We start from the raw sequence: 24,563 nt of genomic DNA, 5'->3' as shown, positions 1-24,563 counted from the left end.
AGGGTGATATCTAAATGAAATCATTAATCGAAATACGCAGGGATCTACATCAAATTCCGGAACTTGGTTTTCAAGAATTTAAAACTCAAAACTATCTATTATCAATTATAGATTCATTCCCGCAAGAACGAATTTCTATGAAAAAGTGGAAAACGGGATTACTAATAAAGGTTCATGGACTAAATCCCTCAAAAACAATAGGATATAGAACAGACATTGATGGTCTGCCTATTACCGAAGAAACGGGTTTAGCCTTTTCCTCTTCACACGAAGCAAGGATGCATGCCTGCGGCCATGATTTCCATATGACGATTGCTTTAGGAGTTCTATCTTACTTCATCCATAATCCGATTAATGATAATCTTCTGTTTGTGTTTCAACCAGCCGAAGAAGGACCTGGGGGAGCAGAACCAATGTTAAAATCGGAAGAGATGCAAGAATGGATGCCCGATTTAATATTTGCCCTTCATATTGCACCTGAATATCCTGTTGGAACCATTGCTCTAAAAGAAGGTTTATTATTTGCTAATACATCTGAATTGTTTATAGATCTAAAGGGGAAAGGCGGGCACGCTGCCTACCCGCATCAAACCAATGACATGGTAATCGCTGCCTGTTCTCTTGTTAACCAGCTGCAAACGGTTATTTCTAGAAATGTTGATCCATTAGATAGTGCCGTAATAACGATTGGAAAAATAACTGGTGGAACCGTACAAAATATTATTGCCGAGAAGGCAAGACTTGAGGGAACCATCCGAACATTATCACCTGAAGCTATGAAAAAAGTGAAGCATCGAATCGAAGCGCTTGTTAAAGGGATTGAAACGGGATATGAGTGTGAAACTGTAATAGACTACGGAGCCATGTATCATCAAGTCTACAATACTGAATCTGTTACAAGGGAATTTATTGATTATATTAGAAACAAAACCGATGTAACAGTAGTAGAATGTCGGGAGGCTATGACGGGTGAGGATTTTGGATATATGCTCAAAGAAATACCTGGATTAATGTTTTGGCTGGGTGTAGATTCACCGTTTGGACTTCATCATGCCAAACTTAATCCAAATGAAACGGCTATTGATGTCGCTGTAAGGGTTTTAACTAGCTATATTTCGTTTAAAGGCAATTAATCAAGGCTGACTGGAAAGTCATATTCTTTTGTTTAAATGGTTAATTATGTTAAAATTAATCAGGGATTATGATACATATTGTCGTTTATTCTTGTGGAAATAGGAAAAACTGACTAAAGGGAATTTTAGATTATAATTAATAGTAAGTACATATTTTAATTAATTATAATTTAATATTGGTCCAAATGCAGGGATGTCCGAAAATGAGAATTGAAAAAGGTTAGCAATAATGTCTTGCTATTCGAAAACTCATTTAAATAATCTTTTTGGAGGGATTCTAATGCCAGAACGTATGGTGGGTAAACAAGCACCACGCTTTGAAATGGAGGCTGTATTACCAAACAAAGAATTTGGAAAAGTCAGCCTTGAAGAAAACATGAAAAACGATAAATGGACAGTATTGTTCTTCTATCCGATGGACTTTACTTTTGTTTGTCCAACTGAAATCACTGCAATGTCTGACCGGTTTGAAGAGTTTGAAGACCTAGATGCAGTTGTGGTAGGGGCTTCTACTGACACGATTCATACACATCTTGCATGGATTAACACAGATCGTAAAAATAATGGTCTTGGCCAATTAAATTATTCATTAGCTGCTGACACTAATCATGTAGTTGCACGTGATTATGGTGTGTTAATTGAAGAAGAAGGTGTTGCTCTTCGTGGTCTATTCATCATCGATCCAGAAGGTGAATTAAAATATTCAGTTGTGAACCACAACAACATCGGCCGCGATGTAGATGAAACATTACGTGTCCTTCAAGCATTACAAACAGGTGGTCTTTGTCCTGCCAACTGGAAGCCGGGACAAGCTACATTGAAAGTTTAATTAAATAAGGATAGACCTAACCTGATGCGTTAGGTCTTTTTTAAACGGGGGGGTTAGTCATGAAGTTACGAGATGAAATGCCGGAATTAACTGGGGCAACAGAATGGTTAAACAGCCAAGTTACAAAAAACGAGCTAGTCGGTGAAAAACCAACTTTAATTCATTTCTGGTCTATTAGCTGCCATTTATGTAAGGAAGCAATGCCTCAGGTGAATCAATTCCGTGATGATTATAAAGAGAAATTAAATGTAGTTGCGGTTCATATGCCTCGTTCAGAAGACGATTTGAACCTTGAAGAAATAAAAAAAGTGGCTGCTGAGCATGGAATTACTCAGCCGATTTTTGTTGATAGTGAACATAAATTAACAGAAGCGTTTGAGAATCAATATGTTCCAGCGTACTATGTTTTTGATCGTGAAGGCAAGCTCCGCCATTTCCAAGCAGGCGGAAGCGGAATGAAAATGCTTGAAAAGCGTGTTAATCGGGTACTGGATGAAATGGAAAAAACAGAATAAATTTTATGAGAAGAGCTGTTCACATCAAGAACAGTTCTTTTTTATATACCATAATCATGAAACCTTCTCTTTAAATAAACGTCGGTATTTTTAAATAGATATAAGAGGGGGCAAAAAAATGAGATTGTCTAAAAAGGCATTATCTTTTTTTTTAATGGTTATGTTATTCGGAATGGCTGGCTGCAGTTCGGCTGGTGAAAATGAAAGTGCAAAAATGAGTTCGGATAAAGGAGTAATGGACTCAGCGCAGTCTGGAAGAAGTGAAAAGTCATTGACCTCAACTGAGCTACCTAAAGCGGAAAAATCTATAGATACAGCAAAAGCTCAGGCTAACAACCAGATGGTCATTTATCAGGCGGAACTTGAGCTGCGTGTAAAAAATTTTGAGCATACTGTGCAAAACCTAGAAGAAAAAGCTAAAAAATACGGAGGATATATAGCAGAATCAAGTGTAACTAAAGATGGGACTGAACAAGTAAGCGGCAGTATGAAATTGAGAATCCCACAAGCTCATTTTCAGGAATTTTTAAATGATGCCGAGGGGCAGGCGGCCGAGGTGCTGCAGAGGAATATTAACGGTCAAGACGTGACTGAGGAATATGTCGATCTCGAATCGCGGTTGAAGTCCAAAAGGGCTGTTGAAGAGCGCCTCCTAAGCTTTATGAAAAATGCAGCTAAAACAGAGGATTTACTAAAGATTTCTGCCGACTTAGCGTCTGTCCAAGAGGAAATAGAGGTTATTGAAGGAAGAATGAAATATTTGGAAAATCAGACGTCCTTATCGACAGTGAGCATCACCCTGTATGAAACTAAAGTGGTAGTACCTGAACTTGAAAAGGATCAATTAAATACATGGGAAAAAACAAAAAAACAATTTATGTACAGTACCAATCTAATATTGGCTGCACTTTCTGGGGTAGTTGTCTTTATTTTAGGGAACCTGCCAATTTTGATCATTTTCGTCCTATTAGGCTTTCTTGTATATCTATATTATAATAAGAAAAAAAGGCAGAACAAACGGGAGTAAGGGTTTTAACGTGTTTTTATAGAGTTTACTAACTTGAACAAACAGGGGAGTTTTGCTACATGAAAAAGAGTTTTGCAGTAATTGGACTTGGTCGGTTTGGCGGGAGCATATGCCAAACATTAAGTGAAGAAGGAATGGAAGTACTAGGTATTGACATCAATGAAGAACGAGTAAATCAATATAGCATGATTGCTTCACATGCAGTAGTCGGTGATACAACAGATGAAAATGTCCTGAAAAGTTTAGGTATTCGTAATTTCGACCATGTGATCGTCGCCATTGGTGATGACATACAGGCAAGTATCTTAACCACCCTTATTTTAAAAGAACTAGGGGTAGCGCGGATTACCGCTAAAGCACAAAATGATTATCATGGAAAAGTACTACGGAAAATTGGGGCGGATCAAGTCGTTCATCCTGAAAGAGATATGGGAAAGCGGATAGCGAACAACATAGCATCTAATAGTGTGCTTGATTATCTTGAACTATCTGCAGAACATAGTATTGTCGAGATTGCTGCAAATAGGAAGCTCTCGGGAAACACTATTATGGATTTAGATATCCGTAAGAAATACGGTTTAAATATTGTTGCGATAAAAAGAGGAGAAGAAATTATTGTTTCCCCACAAGCCAAAGAAACTATACAAACTAATGATGTATTAATAGTGATTGGAAATGATCTTGATATTGATCGGTTTGAGAAAAAAGTCTTGGAATAAAGAACAGCGGAGGCGCCTTGAACAGGGCCGAAGCTAGACAATAACGAAAAGCGGAAGGGCCATGGCTCTTCCGCTTTTTCTTATACTTCCATTATGATTGGTAAAATCATCGGTCTGCGTTTTGTTTTTTCGTAAAGGAAAGGTGCGAGTGTATCTGTTATTTCATTCTTAATTTCAGACCATTGGCTTGTCTTACGTTCCATTACTTTATTTAAGTGTTTAGTGATTAGGTTCTGAGCATCATTTATTAAATCACCGGATTCCCTCATGTAAACAAATCCCCGGGAAATGAGGTCCGGACCCGATGCTATTTTAAATTCTTTCATATTAATACTCACTACAACAACTACTAAGCCTTCTTCAGAAAGAATACGGCGATCTCTTAAAACAATATTTCCGATGTCTCCTACACCGCTGCCGTCAATATAGACGGAACCGGATGGGATTTTTCCAGCAACCTGTGCAGTGCTATCAGATAGCGCCAGTACTTCACCATTATCCATAATGAAGCAATTCTCTTCCTCAACCCCGCAATCAACTGCGAGTTTGGCATGCATTTTTTGCATCCGATATTCACCGTGAATTGGCATAAAGAACTTTGGTTTAATTAAGCGGAGCATTAATTTTTGTTCTTCTTGTCCACCGTGTCCAGAAGTATGGATATTGCTTAACTTACCATGGATTACTTCTGCCCCAGCGCGGAACAACATATTAATGGTCCTGCTTACGCTAATGGTATTCCCTGGAATAGGCGAGGATGAGAAGACCACTGTGTCACCAGGAATAATTTGAATTTGTCTGTGGGTGCCATTAGCAATCCTCGATAGGGCAGCCATTGGTTCGCCCTGACTGCCTGTACATAGAATTGTTACTTTATCTGCAGGCAATCTGTTTATTTGATTTGCTTCAATAAATGTCTCTTTAGGGGCAATTATATAGCCTAAATCTAACCCAATATTAATGGCCGCTTCCATACTCCGACCAAACACAGCAACCTTTCTTCCATTCACAACTGCAGCTTCTACTACTTGTTGTAGTCTGTGAATATTCGATGCGAAGGTTGCAAAAATAATCCGGCCATCCACTTTTCTGAAAATATCATCGATACTTTCACCCACACGGCGTTCAGACATTGTAAAATCAGGGATTTCACTATTGGTACTATCCGATAATAAGCATAGAACCCCTTCTTTGCCTATTTCAGCCATTTTGGTTAAATTAGCTGGTTCACCTACCGGGGTAAAATCAAATTTAAAATCACCTGTATGGACGATTTGTCCTGGAGGGGTTTTTACGACAATACCATAGGAATCAGGAATGCTGTGGGTGGTACGGAAAAACGTTACGGATGTTTTGCGGAACTTAATGATATCATCTTCTTTAATCTCAATCAGCTTAGCATTTCGTAATAATCCGTGCTCTTCTAATTTATTTTTAATTAACCCAAGGGCAAGTTTGCCGCCATATATCGGAATATTTATTTCACGAAGTAAATATGGGATTCCGCCAATGTGGTCTTCGTGTCCGTGGGTTACAAATAATCCTTTAATTTTTTCTTCGTTTTTAACCAGATAGGTGTAATCTGGGATAACATAATCGATCCCTAATAATTCATCCTCCGGGAATTTTATACCGGCATCGATTAATATAATCTCATCTTGGAACTGAACTGCATACGTATTTTTGCCTATTTCACCTAAACCGCCCAAGGCAAAAACAGCAGTTTGATCATTTTTTACAAATTTCATAAATTATCCAATCTCCAATACTTTAAAGTCTTCATTTTGTTGTTCGTATTCTAAATAAGCACCTGTAACTTCTTGTACATGTTCAACATTAAAACCGCGATCGGCGATTTTTTTTCGGACATCTCTTACGGATTCACCTTCAACAAAAATTGTTTTAGTGTTCTCTCTAACTGGTACTTCTGTCAATCTCTCTTGATAATAAACTTTAAATATCATGACAAATTCGCTCCTTACTGAATCATAACTTTTTCTATTATATAAAATATTTTCATCTTTTTCATTTATTTTCTTTGGAGACTCCGTGGACTATATATGAAAAGTATGTAAATTTAAATCATATTACTACAATGTACAATAATGAAGGAGCCCTTCGCAAGGTTGAAGGGCCCTCTAAAAAATTAGGCAATGGATTTTTTTCTAAGTAAATCGTTCCACTGTTTTAAAAGCTTTTTCCTTAGCTTCTTTAACATAGTGGATCATCTCCTTACCTTTATTTTATACGAACCTTGTCCAAAGTAAAGCAAGCAATGGCAGATAATTGAAATTTTTTTACTGTAGATATTTTTTTACTATTATTATATGAGGAAAATAGGTAATCTTTCATGGTATAAGATGGAATAAAAATGAACAAAAAAAACGGCCTCAGGAAAAGGCCAGTGTCTTATCTTTCAATAACGGCTGCTCCTTCAACCGGTTTGAAAGGATCCTTTTTATCGATATAGTCATAAAACATGATTCCATTTAAGTGATCAATTTCATGCTGAAAGCAGATTGCTGGCAGACCTTTCAGACGAAGTTTGACTTCCTCTCCTTCAAGTGTCACTCCTTTTACAGTAATCCTTGCATACCTTGGTACATATCCAGGAATTGCCTCATCAACTGATAAACAGCCCTCACCGGTTTGAAGGTAGGCTTTTTCGACCGAATGACTGACAATTTTGGGGTTAAATAAGGCATAGCTATATAAAGTTCCTTTATCGTCGATAAGATGAACAGCAATCATTCTCTTTGACACATTTATTTGCGGAGCAGCTAATCCAATCCCAGGACGCAGGCTATATTTTGCGGCAATTTCGCTGTTTTGGCTGTTTATTACGTATTCTAAAAGACTGGCTAGAATTTGTTTATCTTCTTCGGATGGCGGCAAGGATACCTCTGCTGCCACTTTTCGAAGGGTAGGATGCCCGTCCCGAATGATATTCTCCATTGTTAGCATGAACATTCACTCCTAAAGTTCCATAAAGTTAGTCACCAGCATTAGTCTATCAAACAAAAGCCAAAATGTTAATAATTGTTTACATTGTGATTTCTATCTGTCTTTTGAGCAGTTAGATATTGTCAAATAAACTTTATACAGATATAGTAGGAATTGCACAGTAAGGAGGTTAAAAATTGTTATTCAAAGGAAAAAGCAGCATCCTAATATTTGTTACCGTTTTTATTTTTATTTTATCAGGATGTACAGAAAAAAAGACCCCCGTCGATGAAATGTATAATGTCTTAGAAGATGTTGTTAATAAGGAAAAGGTATTTGAAGAACAGCAAGAACCATTAGTTACATTAGAAAAACAGGAAAAAGAACTATATGATCAAATTATTAAACAAGGAATGAAAGAATATGATCAGATTGTTAAACTTTCAGATGAAGCTCTTGACTTAGCTGATAAACGAAAAGAACTTTTTGAGAAAGAAACAACAAGCCTTAAAGAATCAGAACAGGAATTTGCTAAAGTTGCTGACCTTAAAAATCAATTAGATGATCCCGAACTTAAGGAAACTGCTAATGATCTTTATGATATTATGATGAAAAGATATGAAGCACATAGAGAATTGTATACGAAGTACTCTGAGTCTCTTCAATATGATAAAGAATTATATCAGATGTTTAAAAATAAAAATCTGCCCCTAGAAGTTCTAGAAGCTCAAATTAATAAGCTAAATGATTCTTATAAAAAAGTATACGCGGCAAATGAACAGTTTAATAAATATACCGAACAATATAATGAAAAAAAACTTTCATTTTATAAAAAGGCAGGAATAAAGACAAAGTAAAGGAGATTATCCCAAAATCGGCTGACCTACAGTCGATTTTTTTCTATATTATAACAAGTGTCTAAAATGTGACATTGTATATAACAGTTTGGCTTATCGAGTAATACAGTTTTATTTCAGGATAGTAAAAAAAAAACGGTTATTTAATGAAAAATAATAAAACTTAGTATTTGACGACATAAAGTAAAAGTTGTACACTCATAAGTGTGATAAAAGTTGTACTAATGATGTTACATAAAATAGTGATACAGAATATAATATTTTAGAGCGGAACTTTTCGTTTTATCTTATCTTTTCTGTGAAACACTAGTTCATAGTATGTATCCATCCATATCCAGGCCTCGAAACTTATGTAATATCAAAATAGATGAACCAATGACAAGTTGCTTTAAAATAATGTTTAATCGCAATTTTTGGGTAATCTAAAATAGTGGATTTTATTTTTAAAAAATAGGCCCTAAATAGAAAGGAAGAGATGACACAATGGCTTCTAAACTTAAGAACGCCCAGCTTGATGCCAAGAAAGCACTCGAAGCTGTAGAAGAACAATTTCAAACGCTTCAAATCCTTAATGAACAAGGTGAGGTTGTCAACGAAGCAGCAATGCCTAACTTGACTGATGAACAGCTTCAAGAATTAATGCGCCGGATGGTTTACACGAGAATTCTTGACCAGCGCTCAATTTCTTTAAACCGTCAAGGAAGATTAGGTTTCTATGCGCCAACAGCAGGACAAGAAGCGTCCCAGCTTGCCTCTCAATTCGCGCTTGAAACTGAAGATTTTATCTTGCCTGGTTACCGTGATGTACCGCAAATTGTTTGGCACGGATTACCATTATCACAAGCGTTTTTATGGTCTAGAGGACATTTTCAAGGTATGAATATTCCTGAAGGTGTTAACGTTCTTCACCCACAAATCATCATTGGGGCTCAGTATGTTCAAACTGCTGGGGTTGCACTTGGATTCAAGAAACGTGGAACTAAGGCTGTTGCCATTACTTATACAGGTGACGGTGGAACATCTCAAGGTGATTTCTATGAAGGTATCAACTTTGCAGGTGCATATAAAGCACCAGCTATCTTTGTTATCCAAAATAACCAGTTTGCCATTTCAACACCACGTGAAAAGCAAACTGCGGCTAAAACATTAGCACAAAAGGCTGTTGCAGCAGGTATTCCTGGAATCGTCGTAGACGGTATGGATCCGTTAGCGGTTTATGCTGCAACTCGCGAAGCTCGTGAGCGTGCAATTAATGGCGAGGGTCCTACTCTTATTGAAACATTAACGTACCGTTATGGTCCACATACCATGGCTGGGGATGACCCAACTCGTTACCGTACAGCAGATCTTGATAATGAATGGGAAAAGAAAGATCCACTTGTACGTTTCCGTAAGTTCCTTGAAAACAAAGGACTATGGAGTGAAGAAAAAGAAACTGAAGTGATTGAACAAGCAAAAGAAGAGATCAAAGAAGCGCTTAAACAAGCTGATGCAGCACCAAAACAAAAGGTGACAGATTTAATGTCTATTATGTATGAAGAAATGCCGGAAACCTTAAAAGAACAATATGAAATATATAAAGAAAAGGAGTCGAAGTAAGCCATGGCTCAAATGACAATGATTCAAGCAATTACAGATGCATTACGTACGGAATTACGAAATGATCCGAATGTGTTAGTTTTCGGTGAAGACGTAGGCGTAAACGGTGGTGTATTCCGTGCAACTGAAGGGCTGCACCAGGAATTTGGCGAAGACCGTGTATTTGACACACCCCTAGCTGAATCAGGAATCGGTGGTTTAGCAGTAGGTCTAAGCTTACAAGGATTCCGTCCAGTTCCAGAAATCCAATTTTTCGGCTTTGTATTTGAAGTAATGGACTCCATTGCAGGTCAATTAGCTCGTCAACGCTATCGTTCAGGAGGAAGATATAGTGCTCCTGTAACAATTCGCTCACCATTTGGCGGAGGCGTACATACTCCTGATATGCACGCGGACAGCTTAGAAGGACTTATGGCTCAAACTCCTGGCGTCAAGGTTGTTATTCCATCAACTCCTTATGATGCAAAAGGTCTGCTTATTTCAGCCATCCGTGACAATGACCCTGTTATTTTTCTTGAGCATATGAAATTATACCGTTCATTCCGTCAAGAAGTTCCTGAAGAGGAATATACCATTCCACTAGGAAAAGCTGAAGTGAAACGCGAAGGTACTGATGTATCCATTATTACTTACGGTGCAATGGTCCATGAGTCATTAAAAGCTGCGGAAGAGCTAGAAAAAGAAGGGTATTCTGCAGAAGTTATTGATTTACGTACTGTAAGTCCAATTGATATTGAGACAATTGTTGCATCTGTTGAAAAAACTGGCCGTGCAATTGTTGTTCAAGAAGCACAAAAACAAGCTGGTGTGGCAGCACATGTTGTAGCTGAAATTAACGATCGTGCTATTTTAAGCTTGGAAGCTCCTGTATTACGCGTTGCTGCTCCAGATACTGTATTCCCGTTCCCACAAGCTGAATCAGTATGGCTTCCTAACTATAAAGATGTTATTGAGACTGCTAAAAAAGTATTAACTTTCTAATAAACGCTCTTGTAAGATTATTGTAGAAAATCATTGTATTTGGGAAAAGACATTCTTTTCCCAATGCTTACTTAAGATTCCTAAAAATATATGAAAAATAGGAGATGAATCTCTGTGTCATTCCAATTTAAAATGCCTGATATCGGTGAAGGTATTCACGAAGGTGAAATCGTCAAATGGTTTGTTAAACCAGGTGATAAAGTCCAAGAAGATGATGTCCTATGTGAAATTCAAAATGATAAAGCGGTAGTTGAAATTCCATCCCCAGTAGAGGGTACAGTTCAAGAAGTGCTTGTTGGAGAAGGAACTGTCGCAACAGTTGGGCAAGTTCTAGTTACTTTTGATGCGCCAGGATACGAAAACCTACAATTTAAAGGTGATGAGCATGCTGAGGAAGCTCCTAAGCAAGCTGAGGCTCCTGCTGCAGCACCACAAGAGAATGCAGCTCCAGCAGCGGAGGCTCCACAAGCTGAGGCAGACCCTAATCGTCGTGTTATTGCAATGCCTTCTGTCCGTAAATATGCTCGTGAAAAAGGTGTAGAAATTCGTTTAGTAACAGGTTCTGGAGACAATGGCCGTGTTCTTAAGACTGATATTGATGCGTTCTTAAGCGGCGGTGCAGCTGCTCCTGCTGCGGATGTAACAGCAACTGCTGCAGAAGAAGCTAAGACAGAAGCACCAAAAGCTGCTGCTCCAATTCCACAAGGTGAATATCCTGAAACACGTGAAAAAATGAGCGGTATCCGTAAGGCAATTGCAAAAGCAATGGTTAACTCTAAGCACACTGCTCCACACGTTACATTAATGGATGAGATCGATGTAGCTAAGCTTGTGGCACACCGTAAAAAGTTCAAAGAAGTTGCAGCTGCAAAAGGTATCAAGCTTACCTTCTTACCATATATCGTAAAAGCATTAACCAGTGCATTAAGAGAGTTCCCAGTACTAAATACATCTCTTGACGATGCGACAAGTGAAATTATTCATAAGCATTATTACAACATTGGTATTGCTGCTGATACAGAAAAAGGTCTTTTAGTTCCGGTTGTAAAAGATGCTGACCGTAAATCTGTATTTACTATTTCGAATGAAATTAACGAATTAGCTGGTAAAGCTCGTGATGGTAAACTTGCTCCAAATGAAATGAAAGGTGCATCTTGCACAATTTCTAACATTGGATCTGCAGGCGGCCAATGGTTTACTCCAGTAATTAACCATCCGGAAGTAGCTATCTTGGGTGTAGGTCGTATTGCTGAAAAGCCAATCGTTCGCAATGGTGAAATTGTAGCTGCACCTGTATTAGCTTTATCTTTAAGTTTTGATCACCGTATGATCGATGGTGCGACTGCGCAAAATGCAATGAATCATATTAAACGTTTATTAAACGATCCAGAACTATTGTTAATGGAGGCGTAAGAAAATGGTAGTTGGAGATTTCCCAATTGAAACAGATACTATAGTTATCGGTGCGGGCCCTGGAGGATATGTAGCAGCGATCCGTGCCGCTCAGTTAGGACAAAAAGTAACGATTGTTGAAAAGGAATATGTAGGCGGCGTATGTTTAAATGTGGGCTGTATTCCATCTAAAGCATTGATTGCTGCAGGACATCGTTATGAAACAGCGGTACATTCAGAATCATTCGGTATTACTGCTGAAAACGTAAAAGTTGATTTTTCTAAGGTTCAAGAATTCAAATCAGGAATCGTTAAAAAATTAACTGGCGGTGTTGAAGGACTTTTAAAAGGAAATAAAGTTAACATTGCGCGTGGGGAAGCATATTTTGTTGATGCTAATACTTTACGTGTAATGGATGAAAATTCCGCTCAGACTTATACATTTAAAAATGCAATTATTGCAACTGGTTCTCGTCCAATTGAATTGCCAGCTTTTAAATATTCTAAACGCGTTCTAAATTCAACAGGTGCCCTTAATTTAAATGAAATCCCTGAAAAAATCGTTGTTATTGGCGGCGGTGTTATTGGGATTGAACTTGGCGGTGCATATGCAAACTTTGGCAGCCAAGTGACCATTTTAGAAGGTGCTGACGAGATTTTAGGTCTTGGTGTATTTGATAAGCAGATGGCTTCACTAGTTAAGCGCACTATGCAAAAAAGAGGCGCAGAATTCTATACAAATGCATTTGCTAAGGGTGTAGAAGAAACTGAAAATGGTGTAGTAGTAAAATTTGAAGTAAAAGGTGAAGCGAAGCAAATTGAAGCTGACTATGTATTCGTCATGGTTGGACGCCGTCCAAACACGGATGAAATGGGCTTAGAGCAGGTTGGCATTAATTTAAGCGAACGTGGATTAATTGAAATTGACAAGCAATGTCGTACAAATATCAGCAATATTTATGCAATTGGTGATGTTGTTGCAGGTCCTCAATTAGCACATAAAGCTTCTTATGAAGCGAAAATTGCGGCAGAAGCAATTGCTGGACATCCATCAGAAATTGATTACTTAGGCATTCCTGCAGTTGTATTCTCTGACCCAGAATTAGCTTCTGTTGGATATACAGAGGCTCAAGCTAAAGAAGAAGGCATTAAGGTCAAAGCGGCGAAATTCCCATTTGCTGCAAATGGCCGTGCGTTATCTCTTGATAGCAGCGAAGGATTTATGAAATTAATCACTCGCGCAGAAGATGGAGTAGTTATTGGTGCTCAAATAGCTGGGGCGAGTGCTTCAGATATGATTGCTGAATTAGGATTAGCAATTGAAACTGGTATGACAGCAGAAGATTTAGCACTTACTATCCATGCTCACCCAACTCTTGGAGAAATTACCATGGAAGCTGCTGAAGTGGTTCTTGGAACTCCAATTCATATTATTAAGTAATAGGAAAAGCGCAAGCGGCCTGGTCAGCGGTATATGGCCTGGACAATTCCGAATGACCTTGATATAAATTATAATATTAGTAAAGTCCTTTCCCGAAATGGGAAAGGACTTTATTCATTAGTAGCGAATTTATCTAGTATTAAATGCTTTAATTAGGAGGAGAGACTCTAAAAGAATTCAATAATTATCTCTAACTGCTTAAAATGAAACATATATTTAAAACACTAGCCAATGTCTTTGTTCTTAACTAAAAGATCAATGTCTTTTGCGTGGTGATAAAAATGAAGGTCTATCTCGTGATTATATTACAATTTATTATTTGGAGCGGTTATACACTCATTGAATGGCTTTCAAAGCACGATCAACTCATTTATAAGGTAATGATGTTTTTTGTGTTTTTTTACCTGGCATTAATGCTAGGAAACTATGTGACCAAATCAGTGAGAAAAACACTGTTTATTACAGCCCTAAGCCTGGTGATATATACATCTATCCATTATACTCTGGCTCTTTTTGTACACTAAAAAGACCCCGCCCGAGAGTTGGAGTCTTTTTAAGTCTTATTTTCTTGGATAATAGTACATGACTCTGTCATTAAAGAGGTGAAGTTCTCCTTGTAGTTTTTTGGCAAGGAATTTGCAGAATTCATTCGCCTTTCCTTTATCTCCATGTGTCGATTGTTCCGGTAATGTTACTTGTATGTATTGCTGCACTCTTTCTGTGCCATCTTCCTCTTTTACAGTTTCCTTATCAACACCAATTAAAATGGCATTGTAGCGTTCGTGGTCAGAATGCAAATAAAATGCCTTTCCCTTACTGGATTCTGTTTCTTTTATATCATATGGAAATGCTGATTCCCCGTACTGCCAGTTTAATTGGTCACCTGTTTTTGCTGTTATATTTTTATAATAATGAAATAATTCTTTTACTTCTTCGATTGTGATTGATTGTTTACCAGATGAGGGCACGAGTTTAATAAATGCATTTACAGCCATCACCATTCCCCCTTTTTCGTCCAAGTTTTTGCAATTCTATTCTAGCACTGATTAAAAAGCTCTGACAACATTAAACATTAAATAAATAGTGAACTATTCTATATATTTTATTAAGATCTAAATAATACCTAAAATAGGTTTATTTTTAACTAATTTTTTTTAATGTGACATACAATTTAGGCTTGAAATGTTTAATGTGATATATTATTATTGAATTAAGGATATTAGAAAGCGTTTCAAATTTATGATCATTCAAAAGAAAAGGGGATGGAACAAATGGGTACTCTTGTATGCCAAACATGTAATTCTACTATTGATCATTTTGAAGATGAAAAAGTAACCGTGCTCTATTCTAAATGCAATTGCTGCGATGAACACAAACATGACGAAGAAGTATAATACGCTAAAATAAAAAAGGATTCCACTTGGGAATCCTATTTTTTTGACTTTTTATTGGATAGCTTTATATTCTTTTATGACACGAATTGTTTTAATTTCATCATCTTCAGGACCTTGAACAGGTAAACCGGCTTCAAGGTTTTTACGTATATAGTGCAGATTTTCCTTAGTGATAATTTCACCTGGAATGAAGATTGGAATACCAGGCGGGTATACCATTACAAACTCTGCGATAATTCGGCCTTCTGATTCTTCAAAAGGAACAACCTCTGTTTCTGAATAAAATGCATCTCTTGGTGTAAGCGCAAGGACCGGAATTTCAGGAAGGAGAACTTCGATAGGTTCAATTTGCCCAACACGATGCTCACATTCGACTGCAAGCTCATTTAAGGCATTAACTAAAATGTCAGCTTCTGTCTCTGTATCTCCTAGTGAAACAATACAAAGGATGTTATAAAGGTCTGATAATTCAACCTCAATATTATGTTTTTCTCTTAACCATTTTTCTACTTCATAACCAGTTAAGCCTAAATCTTTAACTGAAATAATGAGTTTCGTCGGATCATAATCAAAAGTAGCTTTAGATCCTAGTATCTCTTCACCAACGCAATGGATGTGGTCGATTTCATTAATTCTCTTTCGAATCGATTGAGATAACTTAATGGTTTTATCAATTAACTGTTTGCCCTTTGTTGCCAGTTGTTTACGTGCTACATCTAGTGAAGCTAGCAGTAAATAGGATGTAGATGTAGTTGTAAGCATGCTTAAAATCGATTGCACATGCTTTGCCGAAACAAGTCCTTCTCTTACATTAAGAATGGAGCTCTGGGTCATGGATCCACCCAATTTATGAACACTTGTCGCTGCCATATCTGCCCCTGCCTGCATAGCTGATAGTGGCAGCTGATCATGGAAATGTATATGGACACCATGTGCTTCATCGACCAAAACGGGAACATGATAGGAATGAGCAATTTCAACAATTTTCTTTAGGTCTGCAGAAATACCGAAGTAGGTTGGGTTAATGACCAAAATGGCTTTCGCATCTGGGTGCTGTTTTAAGGCTCTTTCAACTGAATCGGTGGTAATTCCGTGTGAGATTCCTAATTCTTTATCAATTTCCGGGTGAATAAAAACTGGAATTGCTCCAGAAAAAACAATCGCAGACATGATGGATTTATGAACATTTCTAGGGACAATAATTTTATCATCAGGTCCGCATACCGCCATAATCATGGCAATAATAGCGCCGCTGGTTCCCTGCACGGAAAAAAAAGTTCGATCGGCTCCAAAAGCTTCTGCAGCTAAATCTTGAGCTTGTTTAATGATTCCTTTTGGCTGATGTAAATCATCAAGAGGACCGATATTAATTAAGTCTATGGACAAGGCATTATCACCAATAAATTGGCGGAATTCTGTATCCATTCCAGCGCCTTTTTTATGGCCGGGAATGTGGAATTGAATTGGGTTTCTTTTCGCATGTGCTACTAAACCGCTAAATAACGGTGTTTGTTCTTGTGACAATGGTAAATACACCTCTTTATAAAAAATACTCAGATTATTCGTCTATATTCGACATAAAACAAAGGAAATTATAGCATTATTTCATAGTATTTTAAAGGATTTAAATTTAACTTTACCTATTTTAACTATAGTTAGTTTCTCATAAAGAAAGGAAAATTAACCTTTTAAGACGAATTAACAATTTATTAACTAGAAGGAGGGTTTCAATTGAATTGGCATACACGAATTACTGATTTGTTAAACATTGAGTTTCCGGTTATCCAAGGGGGGTTAGCTTATTTAGCTTATTCAGACTTAGCGGCTTCTGTTTCAAACGCAGGAGGGCTTGGACAAATTACGGCCATGTCTCTGCCTAATCCTGAATTGTTAAGGGAAGAGATTAGAAAAGTAAAGCAATTAACCAATAAACCATTTGGTGTTAATTTTGCCATTGGTCAGCACGGAAGGTCATTTGCAGATTTCTTACAGGTTGCAATTGAAGAGGAAGTACCTGTTGTATCTATGACTGGTGGAAATCCTGCTCCTATTTTTGAACAACTAAAGGGGACAAACATCAAAACTCTCGTACTTGTAGCAGCAAGAAGACAGGCTATAAAAGCAGAAGAGTTAGGTGCCGATGCAGTGATGGTGGTCGGCCAGGAAGGCGGCGGACATCTTGGCAGAGACGATATCGGTACACTTGTCTTAATCCCTCAAGTAGTGGACTCTGTGTCCATCCCTGTCATTGCTTCAGGAGGAATAGGGGATGGAAGGGGACTAATGGCAGCCCTTAGTTTAGGCGCTGAGGGAATTGAGATGGGAACACGGTTTATCGCGACCAAGGACTGTGTTCACGCGCATGAAGCTTATAAACGAAGCTTAGTTGAGGGAACGGAAAGTGATACTGTGGTCATCAAAAGAACACTGGGAGCACCAGGAAGAGCCATTGCCAATAGCTGGACAGAAAAAATCCTTGAAATCGAACGGAAGAATGGGGATTATGAGCAGCTCAAAAGTTTTATTAGTGGAGATGCCAATAAACGGTACATATATGACGGTGAAACCGCTGAAGGGTTTGCTTGGGCAGGTCAGGTTATGGGGATGATTAAGGATGTGCCCACGGTTGCTGAGCTCTTTAATCGGATGAAGAAAGAGGCGGAACAAATTCGTGCAAAATGGGGAAAATAGAGGTATTATACACATTAACATAGAGAAGCAGGTGAGTGTATGGAATATCAATATCCCATTGATTATAATTGGTCAACGGAAGAAATCGTCGATGTAATAAAATTTTTTGAAGCAATTGAGAGTGCATATGAAAAAGGGATTGAACGAGATGAGGTTATGAAAGCATATCGTCGGTTCAAAGAAATTGTTCCAAGCAAAGCAGAGGAGAAAACGCTTTGTGGTGAATTCGAAGAAATAAGCGGTTATTCTTCGTATCGAACCATTAAAAAAGCAAAAGAGGCCTCCGCTGGAGAGAAAATTATCATGAAATAACAAAGAAAACTCCCATCTAAACATGCGGGAGTTTTCTTTATTTATTTTATATTTAAAGCAATTTTATAAAGAGGTGCAACTTTATTAAATACATCCTCAATTTGCGTTAATAATTCATCAGCACTTAATCCGATTACTTGATCTCTATCTATCGTATAACCGCATAATAATTCAGCCTTTTTAACGGTCTTTAATCGTTCGAATTGAGCTAATAAATCAGCCTTTGTTATCTGTTGATGTTTAATGGTATCAGGCTTGGTATGATCTAAAGACCATGAAAACTCTTTTGGAATTTCCTTGTATATTTTTGCTGCTTTTTTGATATAGCGTTCACCGATAATTTCTTTTACTGGTGCTTCATAAATGACTGCAAACCAAACAAATAAATGTGTATTCCATAATCCAATTTGGAAATGGGGGAGCATTTTATAGCCACGGGGATTACTAGCAAAAGCTACCCATGTATCCTTAGGAGGGTTTATCGTCCGTCTAGCATGTTTGGCAACATGGACGAACATTTCATCTCCTGTCAGGGCAGATAATGTAGGTGCAAAGTATTCCCCAAGTTGTTCAAGTTTCGGTCGAACCGTATTTATTAAAGCTTCCATTCGTGCTTCTAATCCATCTATTAAAAAAACATTAAAATCCTCATTTGTAAATCCGCCGAAATCCATTTAGTTACCTCCACAACTGTTTGTCAATTATTGTAGCATAAGACAGAAAATCGAAGAAGTTTGTTGCTCGACTGGGTTAGTGCACATATTTGTTGCAACATATCTAGGTGGTTCATATTATACAGTAAAACAAAAAATCAGAAAAATTAGTAAAAATAAGGAAAGGGGGCGCTGCTAGGTGAAGCAATTAATGAATACATCCCTAAAAAAAGCGACTGAAAAAGAAAGAACAGCTGTATTAAGATTAGAAATGGATTATGAATTGGCTACATTATTTGAGGCAATTGAAGATAAAAATGAAAAGAAAATGAAAGAGTGCAAGCAAAAATTAGAAAAAATCCGCTTGGAATTATTACGGTTAAAGGCTTTTTGATCGATTTATAATCTAAGGAGTACAAAGTTGGAATGAACCATGGAGAAATAATTTATCGCTTGATTTGAACGAACTCCAAATGAGAATAAGGGGAGTTCGTTTATTATTGTGCAGATGTGTGATTAGTTGAACGATCATTTGGTAAAAAGTTGCTGTGTCAGGTTAATTTGATTAAGCTATAAGTACATCAAATTAATAATCAAGCTTCATACTACATACATTGAATAATAGAAAGAATGGAGGAAGAATATGAATTGGGAAATTATTGATACCCATGCAAAGCAGTGGGTTAAAGAAGCAGGAGAGAAAATCCGTTTATCCTTTAAGACAAAATTAAATATTGAAACGAAATCAAATCCTAATGATTTAGTGACAAATATTGATAGAGAAATTGAGCAATTTTTTATCCAACATATTAAAGAGGTTTATCCGGAGCATAAAATTATTGGCGAAGAGGGTTTTGGGGATGAACTTCACAGCCTTGAAGGAGTCGTTTGGTTAATCGATCCGATTGACGGTACGATGAATTTTATTCACCAGCAAAGGAATTTTGCCATATCGATCGGGGTTTATGAGAATGGCATAGGTAAAATAGGGCTCATTTATGATGTTGTCCATGATGAGTTATACCACGCAATACGTGGAAAAGGTGCATACATAAATGGAAAACCAATACCCGTGCTTAAAGAAACTACAGTTAAAGAATCCATTCTTGCCCTTAATGCTACATGGGTTGTTGAAAATAAAAGAATTGACCATAATCTGTTGATTCCATTAGTAAAAGAAGCCAGGGGGACGCGGTCTTATGGAACTGCAGCCCTTGAACTGGTATTTTTAGCAACTGGAAGGGTAGATGCTTATTTCTCTATGCGTCTTGCACCTTGGGATGTAGCAGCTGGTGCAGTTATTTTAGAAGAACTTGGAGGAGTAGTAACGAATTTACGAGGGGAAAAACTTGATTTTCTTTCGAAAAATTCATTATTCGCTGCCAAACCAGGGCTTCACCAGACAATTTTAAATGATTATTTAAAAGGCGGCGAGTGGTAGCACTACATCTTATAAAAATAGAAGCCTGGGGCAGCCCAGGCTTTTATTGCTGATACTAAAATATAAAAATTGACTATGAGAATTGTCCAGCTCCAGTCCCCAGCGACTAGTGGACTTCGCCCATCTCCCTACGATAAGTCAACATCGAATCGCTTTCGCTCTTCGTGTTTCCTTTATCTCAGTCGATGTGCTCCAGTCCATACGTCGCTAAACGGGGACTTCCGCTTTTCTTACAATTCTCCGTTTTCACGCATTTTTCTTTTTGTTTTAAAACCCATTCCCATAATAACAATCACAGCCACAATACTGCCGAGGCCCCCGATTATGCTTTGTTCACTAATTGCAATTCCGATTCCCACAATACTGGCTGCTGCAAGGATCGCATAAATGAGTAAAGGCCATTTTATATTGTTCATCTGTACATACCCCTTTTTCTTTTCAAACACATTAGAATTGCTATGTTATTTTTATTTTACATAAAATCATTTCAGGTTTCCACTTTATTTGTGGTATAATGTTTTAGTTGTATATGAAAAACTATAAATAAAAACAATTTCTTGAATAAAGGTAGGAGTGGAATTTTTTGAATATAAGAAATGATATACGTAATATAGCGATTATTGCCCACGTTGACCATGGTAAAACAACGTTGGTAGACCAACTGCTAAAACAATCGGGAACATTTCGTTCCAATGAGCATGTGGAAGAACGTGCAATGGATTCTAATGATTTAGAAAGAGAACGCGGAATCACGATCCTTGCAAAAAATACAGCGATCCAATATAAAGATACCCGAATCAACATCTTGGATACACCAGGACATGCTGACTTCGGCGGCGAAGTAGAACGGATCATGAAGATGGTTGATGGGGTACTGCTTGTTGTTGATGCCTATGAAGGCTGTATGCCGCAAACACGTTTTGTCTTAAAGAAGGCTTTAGAACAAAACTTAACCCCAATTGTTGTTGTCAATAAAATTGACCGTGATTTTGCCCGTCCATTAGAAGTAATTGATGAAGTACTAGATTTATTTATTGAGCTTGGTGCGAATGAAGACCAGCTTGAGTTCCCAGTTGTTTATGCCTCTGCGATCAATGGTACGGCAAGTGCTGATCCTGAGAAACAAGATGAAAATATGAAGTCATTATATGATGCGATTGTGGAACATATCCCGGCACCAGTCGATAATAGTGATGAACCGCTTCAGTTCCAAGTAGCATTGCTTGATTATAATGATTATGTAGGTCGTATTGGAATCGGACGTGTATTCCGTGGAACAATGAAAGTTGGACAGCAGGTTGCACTTATGAAGGTGGATGGTTCTGTTAAGCAATTCCGTGTTACCAAAATCTTCGGCTTCTTTGGATTAAAACGTCAAGAAGTGGAAGAAGCAAAAGCAGGTGACCTAATTGCAGTTTCTGGTATGGAGGACATTAATGTTGGTGAAACCGTTTGTCCGGTTGAGCACCAAGAAGCATTACCGATCTTAAGAATTGATGAACCTACATTACAAATGACCTTTGTTGTTAACAACAGCCCATTTGCAGGTAGAGAAGGTAAGTACTTGACTTCAAGAAAGATTGAAGAAAGACTACGTGCTCAATTGCAGACAGATGTAAGCTTACGGGTAGAAAATACAGATTCACCGGATGCATGGATTGTTTCCGGCCGTGGTGAGCTCCATTTATCTATTTTAATCGAAAATATGCGTCGCGAAGGCTACGAGCTTCAAGTTTCAAAACCAGAAGTAATTGTAAAAGAAATTGATGGAGTTCGTTGTGAGCCAGTAGAACGTGTTCAAATCGATGTTCCAGAAGAACATACCGGGTCAGTAATGGAATCAATTGGAGCACGCAAAGGCGAAATGATTGATATGATTAATAATGGTTCAGGTCAAGTGCGTTTAATCTTTAATGTTCCAGCACGCGGTTTAATCGGTTATACTACGGAATTTTTAACGATGACACGTGGTTATGGAATTATTAATCATACATTTGACAGCTATCAGCCAATGCTTCAAGGACAGGTGGGCGGAAGACGTCAAGGGGTTCTTGTTTCAATGGAATCTGGAAAAGCCTCCACTTATGGAATTATGCAGGTTGAAGATCGTGGTACTATCTTCGTTGAACCTGGTACAGAAATATATGAAGGAATGATCGTTGGGGAGCATACTCGTGAAAACGACATTACTGTTAATATCACGAAGGTAAAACAAGCGACCAATGTTCGTTCTGCAAACAAAGATCAGACGTCTGTTATTAAAAAACCTAGGATTATGACGTTAGAAGAATCTCTTGAGTACTTAAATGACGACGAATATTGTGAAGTCACACCTGAATCCATTCGTTTAAGAAAGAAAATTCTTGATAAAAATGAACGGGAAAGAATGGCTAAAAAGAAAAAATATGCTGAATTGAGTTAAGTATTGAGAGGTGCAAACCCGTGGAAGAATTAAGATCTTTCTCCCCAAGTTTAAGATTCTTTATTGAACTTACGAACGATATAAAAACTGGTGTCCTCTTACAATATATTTTTATTGTTGTATTATCAGTTATTGTATATCGCCTAGGTTTTGCAAAAAAGCTGCCCCTTGGTAAAAATATTGTGATTTATTTCAGCCTTTGTGTTGGCTGCGTATTAATGTTGTTTTTCTCATACGCATTACCAATTGCAGAAGGGTTAGGTGTCGCGGCGTTATTATTGATTATTTATAAAATCCGCCTCCACCAAACTAAAAAACAGTCAAATAGCGGAGTCACAGGGGGAGAGTAAAATGCAATCATTACAGGATGCACTTTATAATTGGCTGACCATAAAAGTGGTTTGTGATGTCCGTCCTGATGACAAAGCAGCGGTTGAGACACGGGACTTCTTTGAAGAGATACTCACTGCACAACATTCTGTCTCGAATATCGAAACGACAAAAGATGATTTGATGTATTATATTTCATACCAACAGGGAGAAGAAATAAAAAAGAGACGTTATCCCCGCGAATTAATTGAAATCATGATCAATCAAATTAATCAGGAACCTGAAAAGTATAAGGACTACCCGATTGATTAAAAGAAAACGGAAGCCCTATGCACTGCAGCTATACATTTTTCAAACAGAAAAAACGCTTGTATACGATAAGTATACAAGCGTTTTTGCATTTGATTCACTATTCCTATCACCATTCATCCTTATCCGATTTTGGACGGTATAGGTGGAAATTGCCTGAATCCATTCGCGCATTGGTTTTTTCGGTAATTCTAGTACTGCAGTCATGACACATATATGTATGAATGGGACGATTCCGAAGTCGTTTTGCAATTAAGGATTCATCGTCTATTGGTTCAATCTTATCGCAAATCACACATTTTACTCTCATTCAAGCACCTCTTTAATTCTTCTTTCGAATAACGGAATGTTTGTAATATAGTATACCATGATAAAACAACAACTGGTAAATCAATTGGTTAGAGTTGATGAAAAATAGGGATAGTAGTAATATGAGATTATCTGTTTTTTAAAGGAATGAATAAAGGGGTTGTGTATAAATGGCAAATCAAGTAGAACCAAAACTTATCAAGCCATTATTTGATGAACTGCAAAAAGAACGATTCGTAACTTTGGCAACTGTTGATTATGAAACAGGGGGACCAAATGTTAGTGCGATTTCCTGGGTGTTGGCTAAAAACGAAGGGATTATCTATTTTGCTGTTGATAATCGTTCCCGGATTTTAGAAAATATCAATAACAATAAAAACGTTGTGATTAATTTAATTGCAAATGAATCTACATACTCGATTCAAGGGGAAGCAAGTGTTAAAGAAGAACGATTATCTGGAGTTCCACTAAAACTAGCTTTGGTAGAAGTAACAATTAATGAAGTGAGAGACGTTATGTTTTACGGTTCGAAAATCGTTACAGAAGTCCAATATGATAAAACATATGATAAGAAAGCGGCAGAGAGGCTCGATAATCAAGTTATGGATGCAATGAAAAAAGCTTAGTGAAAACTAAGCTTTTTTTCTGTTCTTTCCTTACTTATAGTGATTGGACTGGTCTTCCTGCTCTTTGTTTAGTTTCTTTTCTTCATTACCCTTGAGTTTTTGATCTGGTTTTTCGGTTGCATTTTTAGGGCTTGGAGTAATTAAATCACCCGGTACTTCCGGAATCAACCGTCCTGCGACATCTGCGAGTTCCTCCATAATTCCTTGTATAGGCCTGCCTTTTTTAATATCCGCCTGTATTTCCCGTAAACGCTGATTGGTGTCTGCATCTGCGACAACAATAGCTTTAGCCCCATATGGATCTTTTCTTAAACTTTCTGCAACAGAATACTTAATGGACCCAACCTGTGACCGATCAATTTTCGCATTGACATCAATTCCGACAATGGCATAGTTTCCCAAAACTACTGCAGTTGCATCTGACACATTTGGAATACTAGTGGCGAGCTCAACAAGACGTTTGGAAATTTCCTGCCCAGACTTCTGGTCTACATTGTTAATATAACTGTTTTTCACGTTTACTAGCTGGTTGCTGTTTTTTGCATTCTCATTATGATCAGCGGTATTACAGCCTGTTAATAGTAAACTAATGACTGTTGTTAAAAGAATCATTTTCATTATAATCCACCTCCAAGATAAT

At 37.6% G+C, this 24,563-nt stretch carries 28 protein-coding genes; 19 read left to right on the top strand and 9 right to left on the bottom strand.

Annotated elements, in window-relative coordinates; translation table 11 throughout:
* The first annotated feature begins 14 nt into the window (after positions 1 to 14).
* The 5 genes from COD92_RS24900 to COD92_RS24880 all read left to right on the top strand — a co-directional run bounded on the left by COD92_RS24900 (position 15) and on the right by COD92_RS24880 (position 4,223).
* Positions 15 to 1,133, top strand: a complete 1,119-nt coding sequence (locus tag COD92_RS24900) for an N-acetyldiaminopimelate deacetylase (protein ID WP_098526954.1) — start codon at positions 15 to 17, stop codon at positions 1,131 to 1,133.
* Between the two features lie 280 nt (positions 1,134 to 1,413).
* Positions 1,414 to 1,962, top strand: a complete 549-nt coding sequence (locus COD92_RS24895) for a peroxiredoxin (RefSeq protein ID WP_098526955.1) — start codon at positions 1,414 to 1,416, stop codon at positions 1,960 to 1,962.
* Between the two features lie 59 nt (positions 1,963 to 2,021).
* Positions 2,022 to 2,477 (top strand): TlpA disulfide reductase family protein, encoded by a 456-nt coding sequence (locus tag COD92_RS24890; protein ID WP_098526956.1) that lies wholly within the window; start codon positions 2,022 to 2,024, stop codon positions 2,475 to 2,477.
* A 118-nt stretch (positions 2,478 to 2,595) separates the two neighbouring features.
* Entirely contained in the window at positions 2,596 to 3,504 is a 909-nt protein-coding gene (locus COD92_RS24885; RefSeq protein ID WP_098996606.1) for a DUF4349 domain-containing protein, read from the top strand.
* A gap of 59 nt (positions 3,505 to 3,563) precedes the next feature.
* Positions 3,564 to 4,223, top strand: a complete 660-nt coding sequence (locus COD92_RS24880; protein WP_098526958.1) for a potassium channel family protein — start codon at positions 3,564 to 3,566, stop codon at positions 4,221 to 4,223.
* Positions 4,224 to 4,303: 80 nt separating this feature from the next.
* Here the strand turns inward: COD92_RS24880 and rnjA are convergent, their stop codons facing one another.
* The 3 genes from rnjA to def all read right to left on the bottom strand — a co-directional run bounded on the left by rnjA (position 4,304) and on the right by def (position 7,187).
* Positions 4,304 to 5,971: a ribonuclease J1 gene (gene rnjA, locus COD92_RS24875; RefSeq protein ID WP_098526959.1), complete on the bottom strand. Its 1,668-nt coding sequence runs from the start codon at positions 5,969 to 5,971 to the stop codon at positions 4,304 to 4,306.
* A gap of 3 nt (positions 5,972 to 5,974) precedes the next feature.
* Complete coding sequence (locus COD92_RS24870) at positions 5,975 to 6,187, bottom strand: DNA-dependent RNA polymerase subunit epsilon (protein ID WP_098526960.1); 213 nt, start codon at positions 6,185 to 6,187, stop codon at positions 5,975 to 5,977.
* A gap of 445 nt (positions 6,188 to 6,632) precedes the next feature.
* Positions 6,633 to 7,187, bottom strand: a complete 555-nt coding sequence (gene def / locus COD92_RS24865) for a peptide deformylase (RefSeq protein WP_098526961.1) — start codon at positions 7,185 to 7,187, stop codon at positions 6,633 to 6,635.
* Positions 7,188 to 7,363: 176 nt separating this feature from the next.
* Between def and COD92_RS24860 the strand changes: the two genes are divergently transcribed.
* From COD92_RS24860 to lpdA, 5 genes are all read left to right on the top strand, one after another.
* Positions 7,364 to 8,023, top strand: a complete 660-nt coding sequence (locus COD92_RS24860) for a YkyA family protein (protein WP_098996605.1) — start codon at positions 7,364 to 7,366, stop codon at positions 8,021 to 8,023.
* Positions 8,024 to 8,506: 483 nt separating this feature from the next.
* The gene (gene pdhA / locus COD92_RS24855; protein WP_098526963.1) at positions 8,507 to 9,622 is read left to right on the top strand and encodes a pyruvate dehydrogenase (acetyl-transferring) E1 component subunit alpha; all 1,116 of its coding nucleotides are present in this window, start codon (positions 8,507 to 8,509) and stop codon (positions 9,620 to 9,622) included.
* Positions 9,623 to 9,625: 3 nt separating this feature from the next.
* On the top strand, positions 9,626 to 10,603 hold the full coding sequence (locus COD92_RS24850) for an alpha-ketoacid dehydrogenase subunit beta (protein ID WP_098996604.1): 978 nt from the start codon (positions 9,626 to 9,628) through the stop codon (positions 10,601 to 10,603).
* 114 nt (positions 10,604 to 10,717) lie between these two features.
* Entirely contained in the window at positions 10,718 to 12,016 is a 1,299-nt protein-coding gene (locus COD92_RS24845) for a dihydrolipoamide acetyltransferase family protein (protein WP_098996603.1), read from the top strand.
* 4 nt (positions 12,017 to 12,020) lie between these two features.
* On the top strand, positions 12,021 to 13,436 hold the full coding sequence (lpdA, locus tag COD92_RS24840) for a dihydrolipoyl dehydrogenase (RefSeq protein ID WP_098526966.1): 1,416 nt from the start codon (positions 12,021 to 12,023) through the stop codon (positions 13,434 to 13,436).
* Between the two features lie 560 nt (positions 13,437 to 13,996).
* Here lpdA and COD92_RS24830 read toward each other — a convergent pair.
* Positions 13,997 to 14,431, bottom strand: a complete 435-nt coding sequence (locus tag COD92_RS24830; protein ID WP_176541003.1) for a DUF1885 family protein — start codon at positions 14,429 to 14,431, stop codon at positions 13,997 to 13,999.
* 276 nt (positions 14,432 to 14,707) lie between these two features.
* Here COD92_RS24830 and COD92_RS24825 point away from each other — a divergent pair, with 276 nt between their 5' ends.
* Positions 14,708 to 14,830, top strand: a complete 123-nt coding sequence (locus COD92_RS24825) for a GapA-binding peptide SR1P (RefSeq protein WP_098526969.1) — start codon at positions 14,708 to 14,710, stop codon at positions 14,828 to 14,830.
* A gap of 51 nt (positions 14,831 to 14,881) precedes the next feature.
* On the opposite strand, the gene COD92_RS24820 is transcribed toward COD92_RS24825, so the two are convergent.
* Positions 14,882 to 16,354 carry an aminotransferase class I/II-fold pyridoxal phosphate-dependent enzyme gene (locus tag COD92_RS24820; protein WP_098526970.1) on the bottom strand — a complete coding sequence of 491 codons (1,473 nt, stop codon included), beginning with the start codon at positions 16,352 to 16,354 and terminating at the stop codon, positions 14,882 to 14,884.
* A gap of 207 nt (positions 16,355 to 16,561) precedes the next feature.
* On the opposite strand from COD92_RS24820, the gene COD92_RS24815 reads away from it, so the two are divergent.
* Together COD92_RS24815 and COD92_RS24810 are read left to right on the top strand one after the other, a co-directional pair.
* Positions 16,562 to 17,521 (top strand): NAD(P)H-dependent flavin oxidoreductase, encoded by a 960-nt coding sequence (locus COD92_RS24815; protein ID WP_098996602.1) that lies wholly within the window; start codon positions 16,562 to 16,564, stop codon positions 17,519 to 17,521.
* Positions 17,522 to 17,560: 39 nt separating this feature from the next.
* Positions 17,561 to 17,833: a UPF0223 family protein gene (locus tag COD92_RS24810; RefSeq protein WP_098526972.1), complete on the top strand. Its 273-nt coding sequence runs from the start codon at positions 17,561 to 17,563 to the stop codon at positions 17,831 to 17,833.
* A 41-nt stretch (positions 17,834 to 17,874) separates the two neighbouring features.
* On the opposite strand, the gene COD92_RS24805 is transcribed toward COD92_RS24810, so the two are convergent.
* Entirely contained in the window at positions 17,875 to 18,507 is a 633-nt protein-coding gene (locus COD92_RS24805) for a YktB family protein (protein WP_098996601.1), read from the bottom strand.
* A gap of 178 nt (positions 18,508 to 18,685) precedes the next feature.
* Here COD92_RS24805 and COD92_RS24800 point away from each other — a divergent pair, with 178 nt between their 5' ends.
* Positions 18,686 to 18,880 carry a hypothetical protein gene (locus COD92_RS24800; protein WP_098526974.1) on the top strand — a complete coding sequence of 65 codons (195 nt, stop codon included), beginning with the start codon at positions 18,686 to 18,688 and terminating at the stop codon, positions 18,878 to 18,880.
* Between the two features lie 249 nt (positions 18,881 to 19,129).
* Positions 19,130 to 19,927, top strand: a complete 798-nt coding sequence (locus COD92_RS24795; protein WP_098526975.1) for an inositol monophosphatase family protein — start codon at positions 19,130 to 19,132, stop codon at positions 19,925 to 19,927.
* A 230-nt stretch (positions 19,928 to 20,157) separates the two neighbouring features.
* Here the strand turns inward: COD92_RS24795 and COD92_RS24790 are convergent, their stop codons facing one another.
* Positions 20,158 to 20,343, bottom strand: a complete 186-nt coding sequence (locus COD92_RS24790) for a YlaF family protein (RefSeq protein WP_098526976.1) — start codon at positions 20,341 to 20,343, stop codon at positions 20,158 to 20,160.
* 167 nt (positions 20,344 to 20,510) lie between these two features.
* On the opposite strand from COD92_RS24790, the gene typA reads away from it, so the two are divergent.
* The 3 genes from typA to COD92_RS24775 are packed head-to-tail and all read left to right on the top strand — an operon-like array spanning position 20,511 to position 22,991.
* Positions 20,511 to 22,349: a translational GTPase TypA gene (gene typA / locus COD92_RS24785; RefSeq protein WP_098526977.1), complete on the top strand. Its 1,839-nt coding sequence runs from the start codon at positions 20,511 to 20,513 to the stop codon at positions 22,347 to 22,349.
* A 20-nt stretch (positions 22,350 to 22,369) separates the two neighbouring features.
* Positions 22,370 to 22,699: a YlaH-like family protein gene (locus COD92_RS24780; protein ID WP_176541004.1), complete on the top strand. Its 330-nt coding sequence runs from the start codon at positions 22,370 to 22,372 to the stop codon at positions 22,697 to 22,699.
* Between the two features lies 1 nt (position 22,700).
* On the top strand, positions 22,701 to 22,991 hold the full coding sequence (locus tag COD92_RS24775; RefSeq protein ID WP_098526978.1) for a hypothetical protein: 291 nt from the start codon (positions 22,701 to 22,703) through the stop codon (positions 22,989 to 22,991).
* A gap of 106 nt (positions 22,992 to 23,097) precedes the next feature.
* Here COD92_RS24775 and COD92_RS24770 read toward each other — a convergent pair whose 3' ends face one another.
* Entirely contained in the window at positions 23,098 to 23,298 is a 201-nt protein-coding gene (locus tag COD92_RS24770; protein ID WP_098526979.1) for a YlaI family protein, read from the bottom strand.
* Positions 23,299 to 23,467: 169 nt separating this feature from the next.
* Here COD92_RS24770 and COD92_RS24765 point away from each other — a divergent pair, with 169 nt between their 5' ends.
* Positions 23,468 to 23,923 (top strand): pyridoxamine 5'-phosphate oxidase family protein, encoded by a 456-nt coding sequence (locus tag COD92_RS24765; RefSeq protein WP_098996600.1) that lies wholly within the window; start codon positions 23,468 to 23,470, stop codon positions 23,921 to 23,923.
* A 30-nt stretch (positions 23,924 to 23,953) separates the two neighbouring features.
* Here COD92_RS24765 and COD92_RS24760 read toward each other — a convergent pair whose 3' ends face one another.
* Positions 23,954 to 24,541, bottom strand: a complete 588-nt coding sequence (locus COD92_RS24760) for a YhcN/YlaJ family sporulation lipoprotein (RefSeq protein WP_098526981.1) — start codon at positions 24,539 to 24,541, stop codon at positions 23,954 to 23,956.
* Positions 24,542 to 24,563: the final 22 nt, after the last annotated feature.

The organism is Bacillus sp. AFS037270 (genome assembly GCF_002585305.1).
This window is presented reverse-complemented; position numbering and strand designations above follow the sequence as displayed.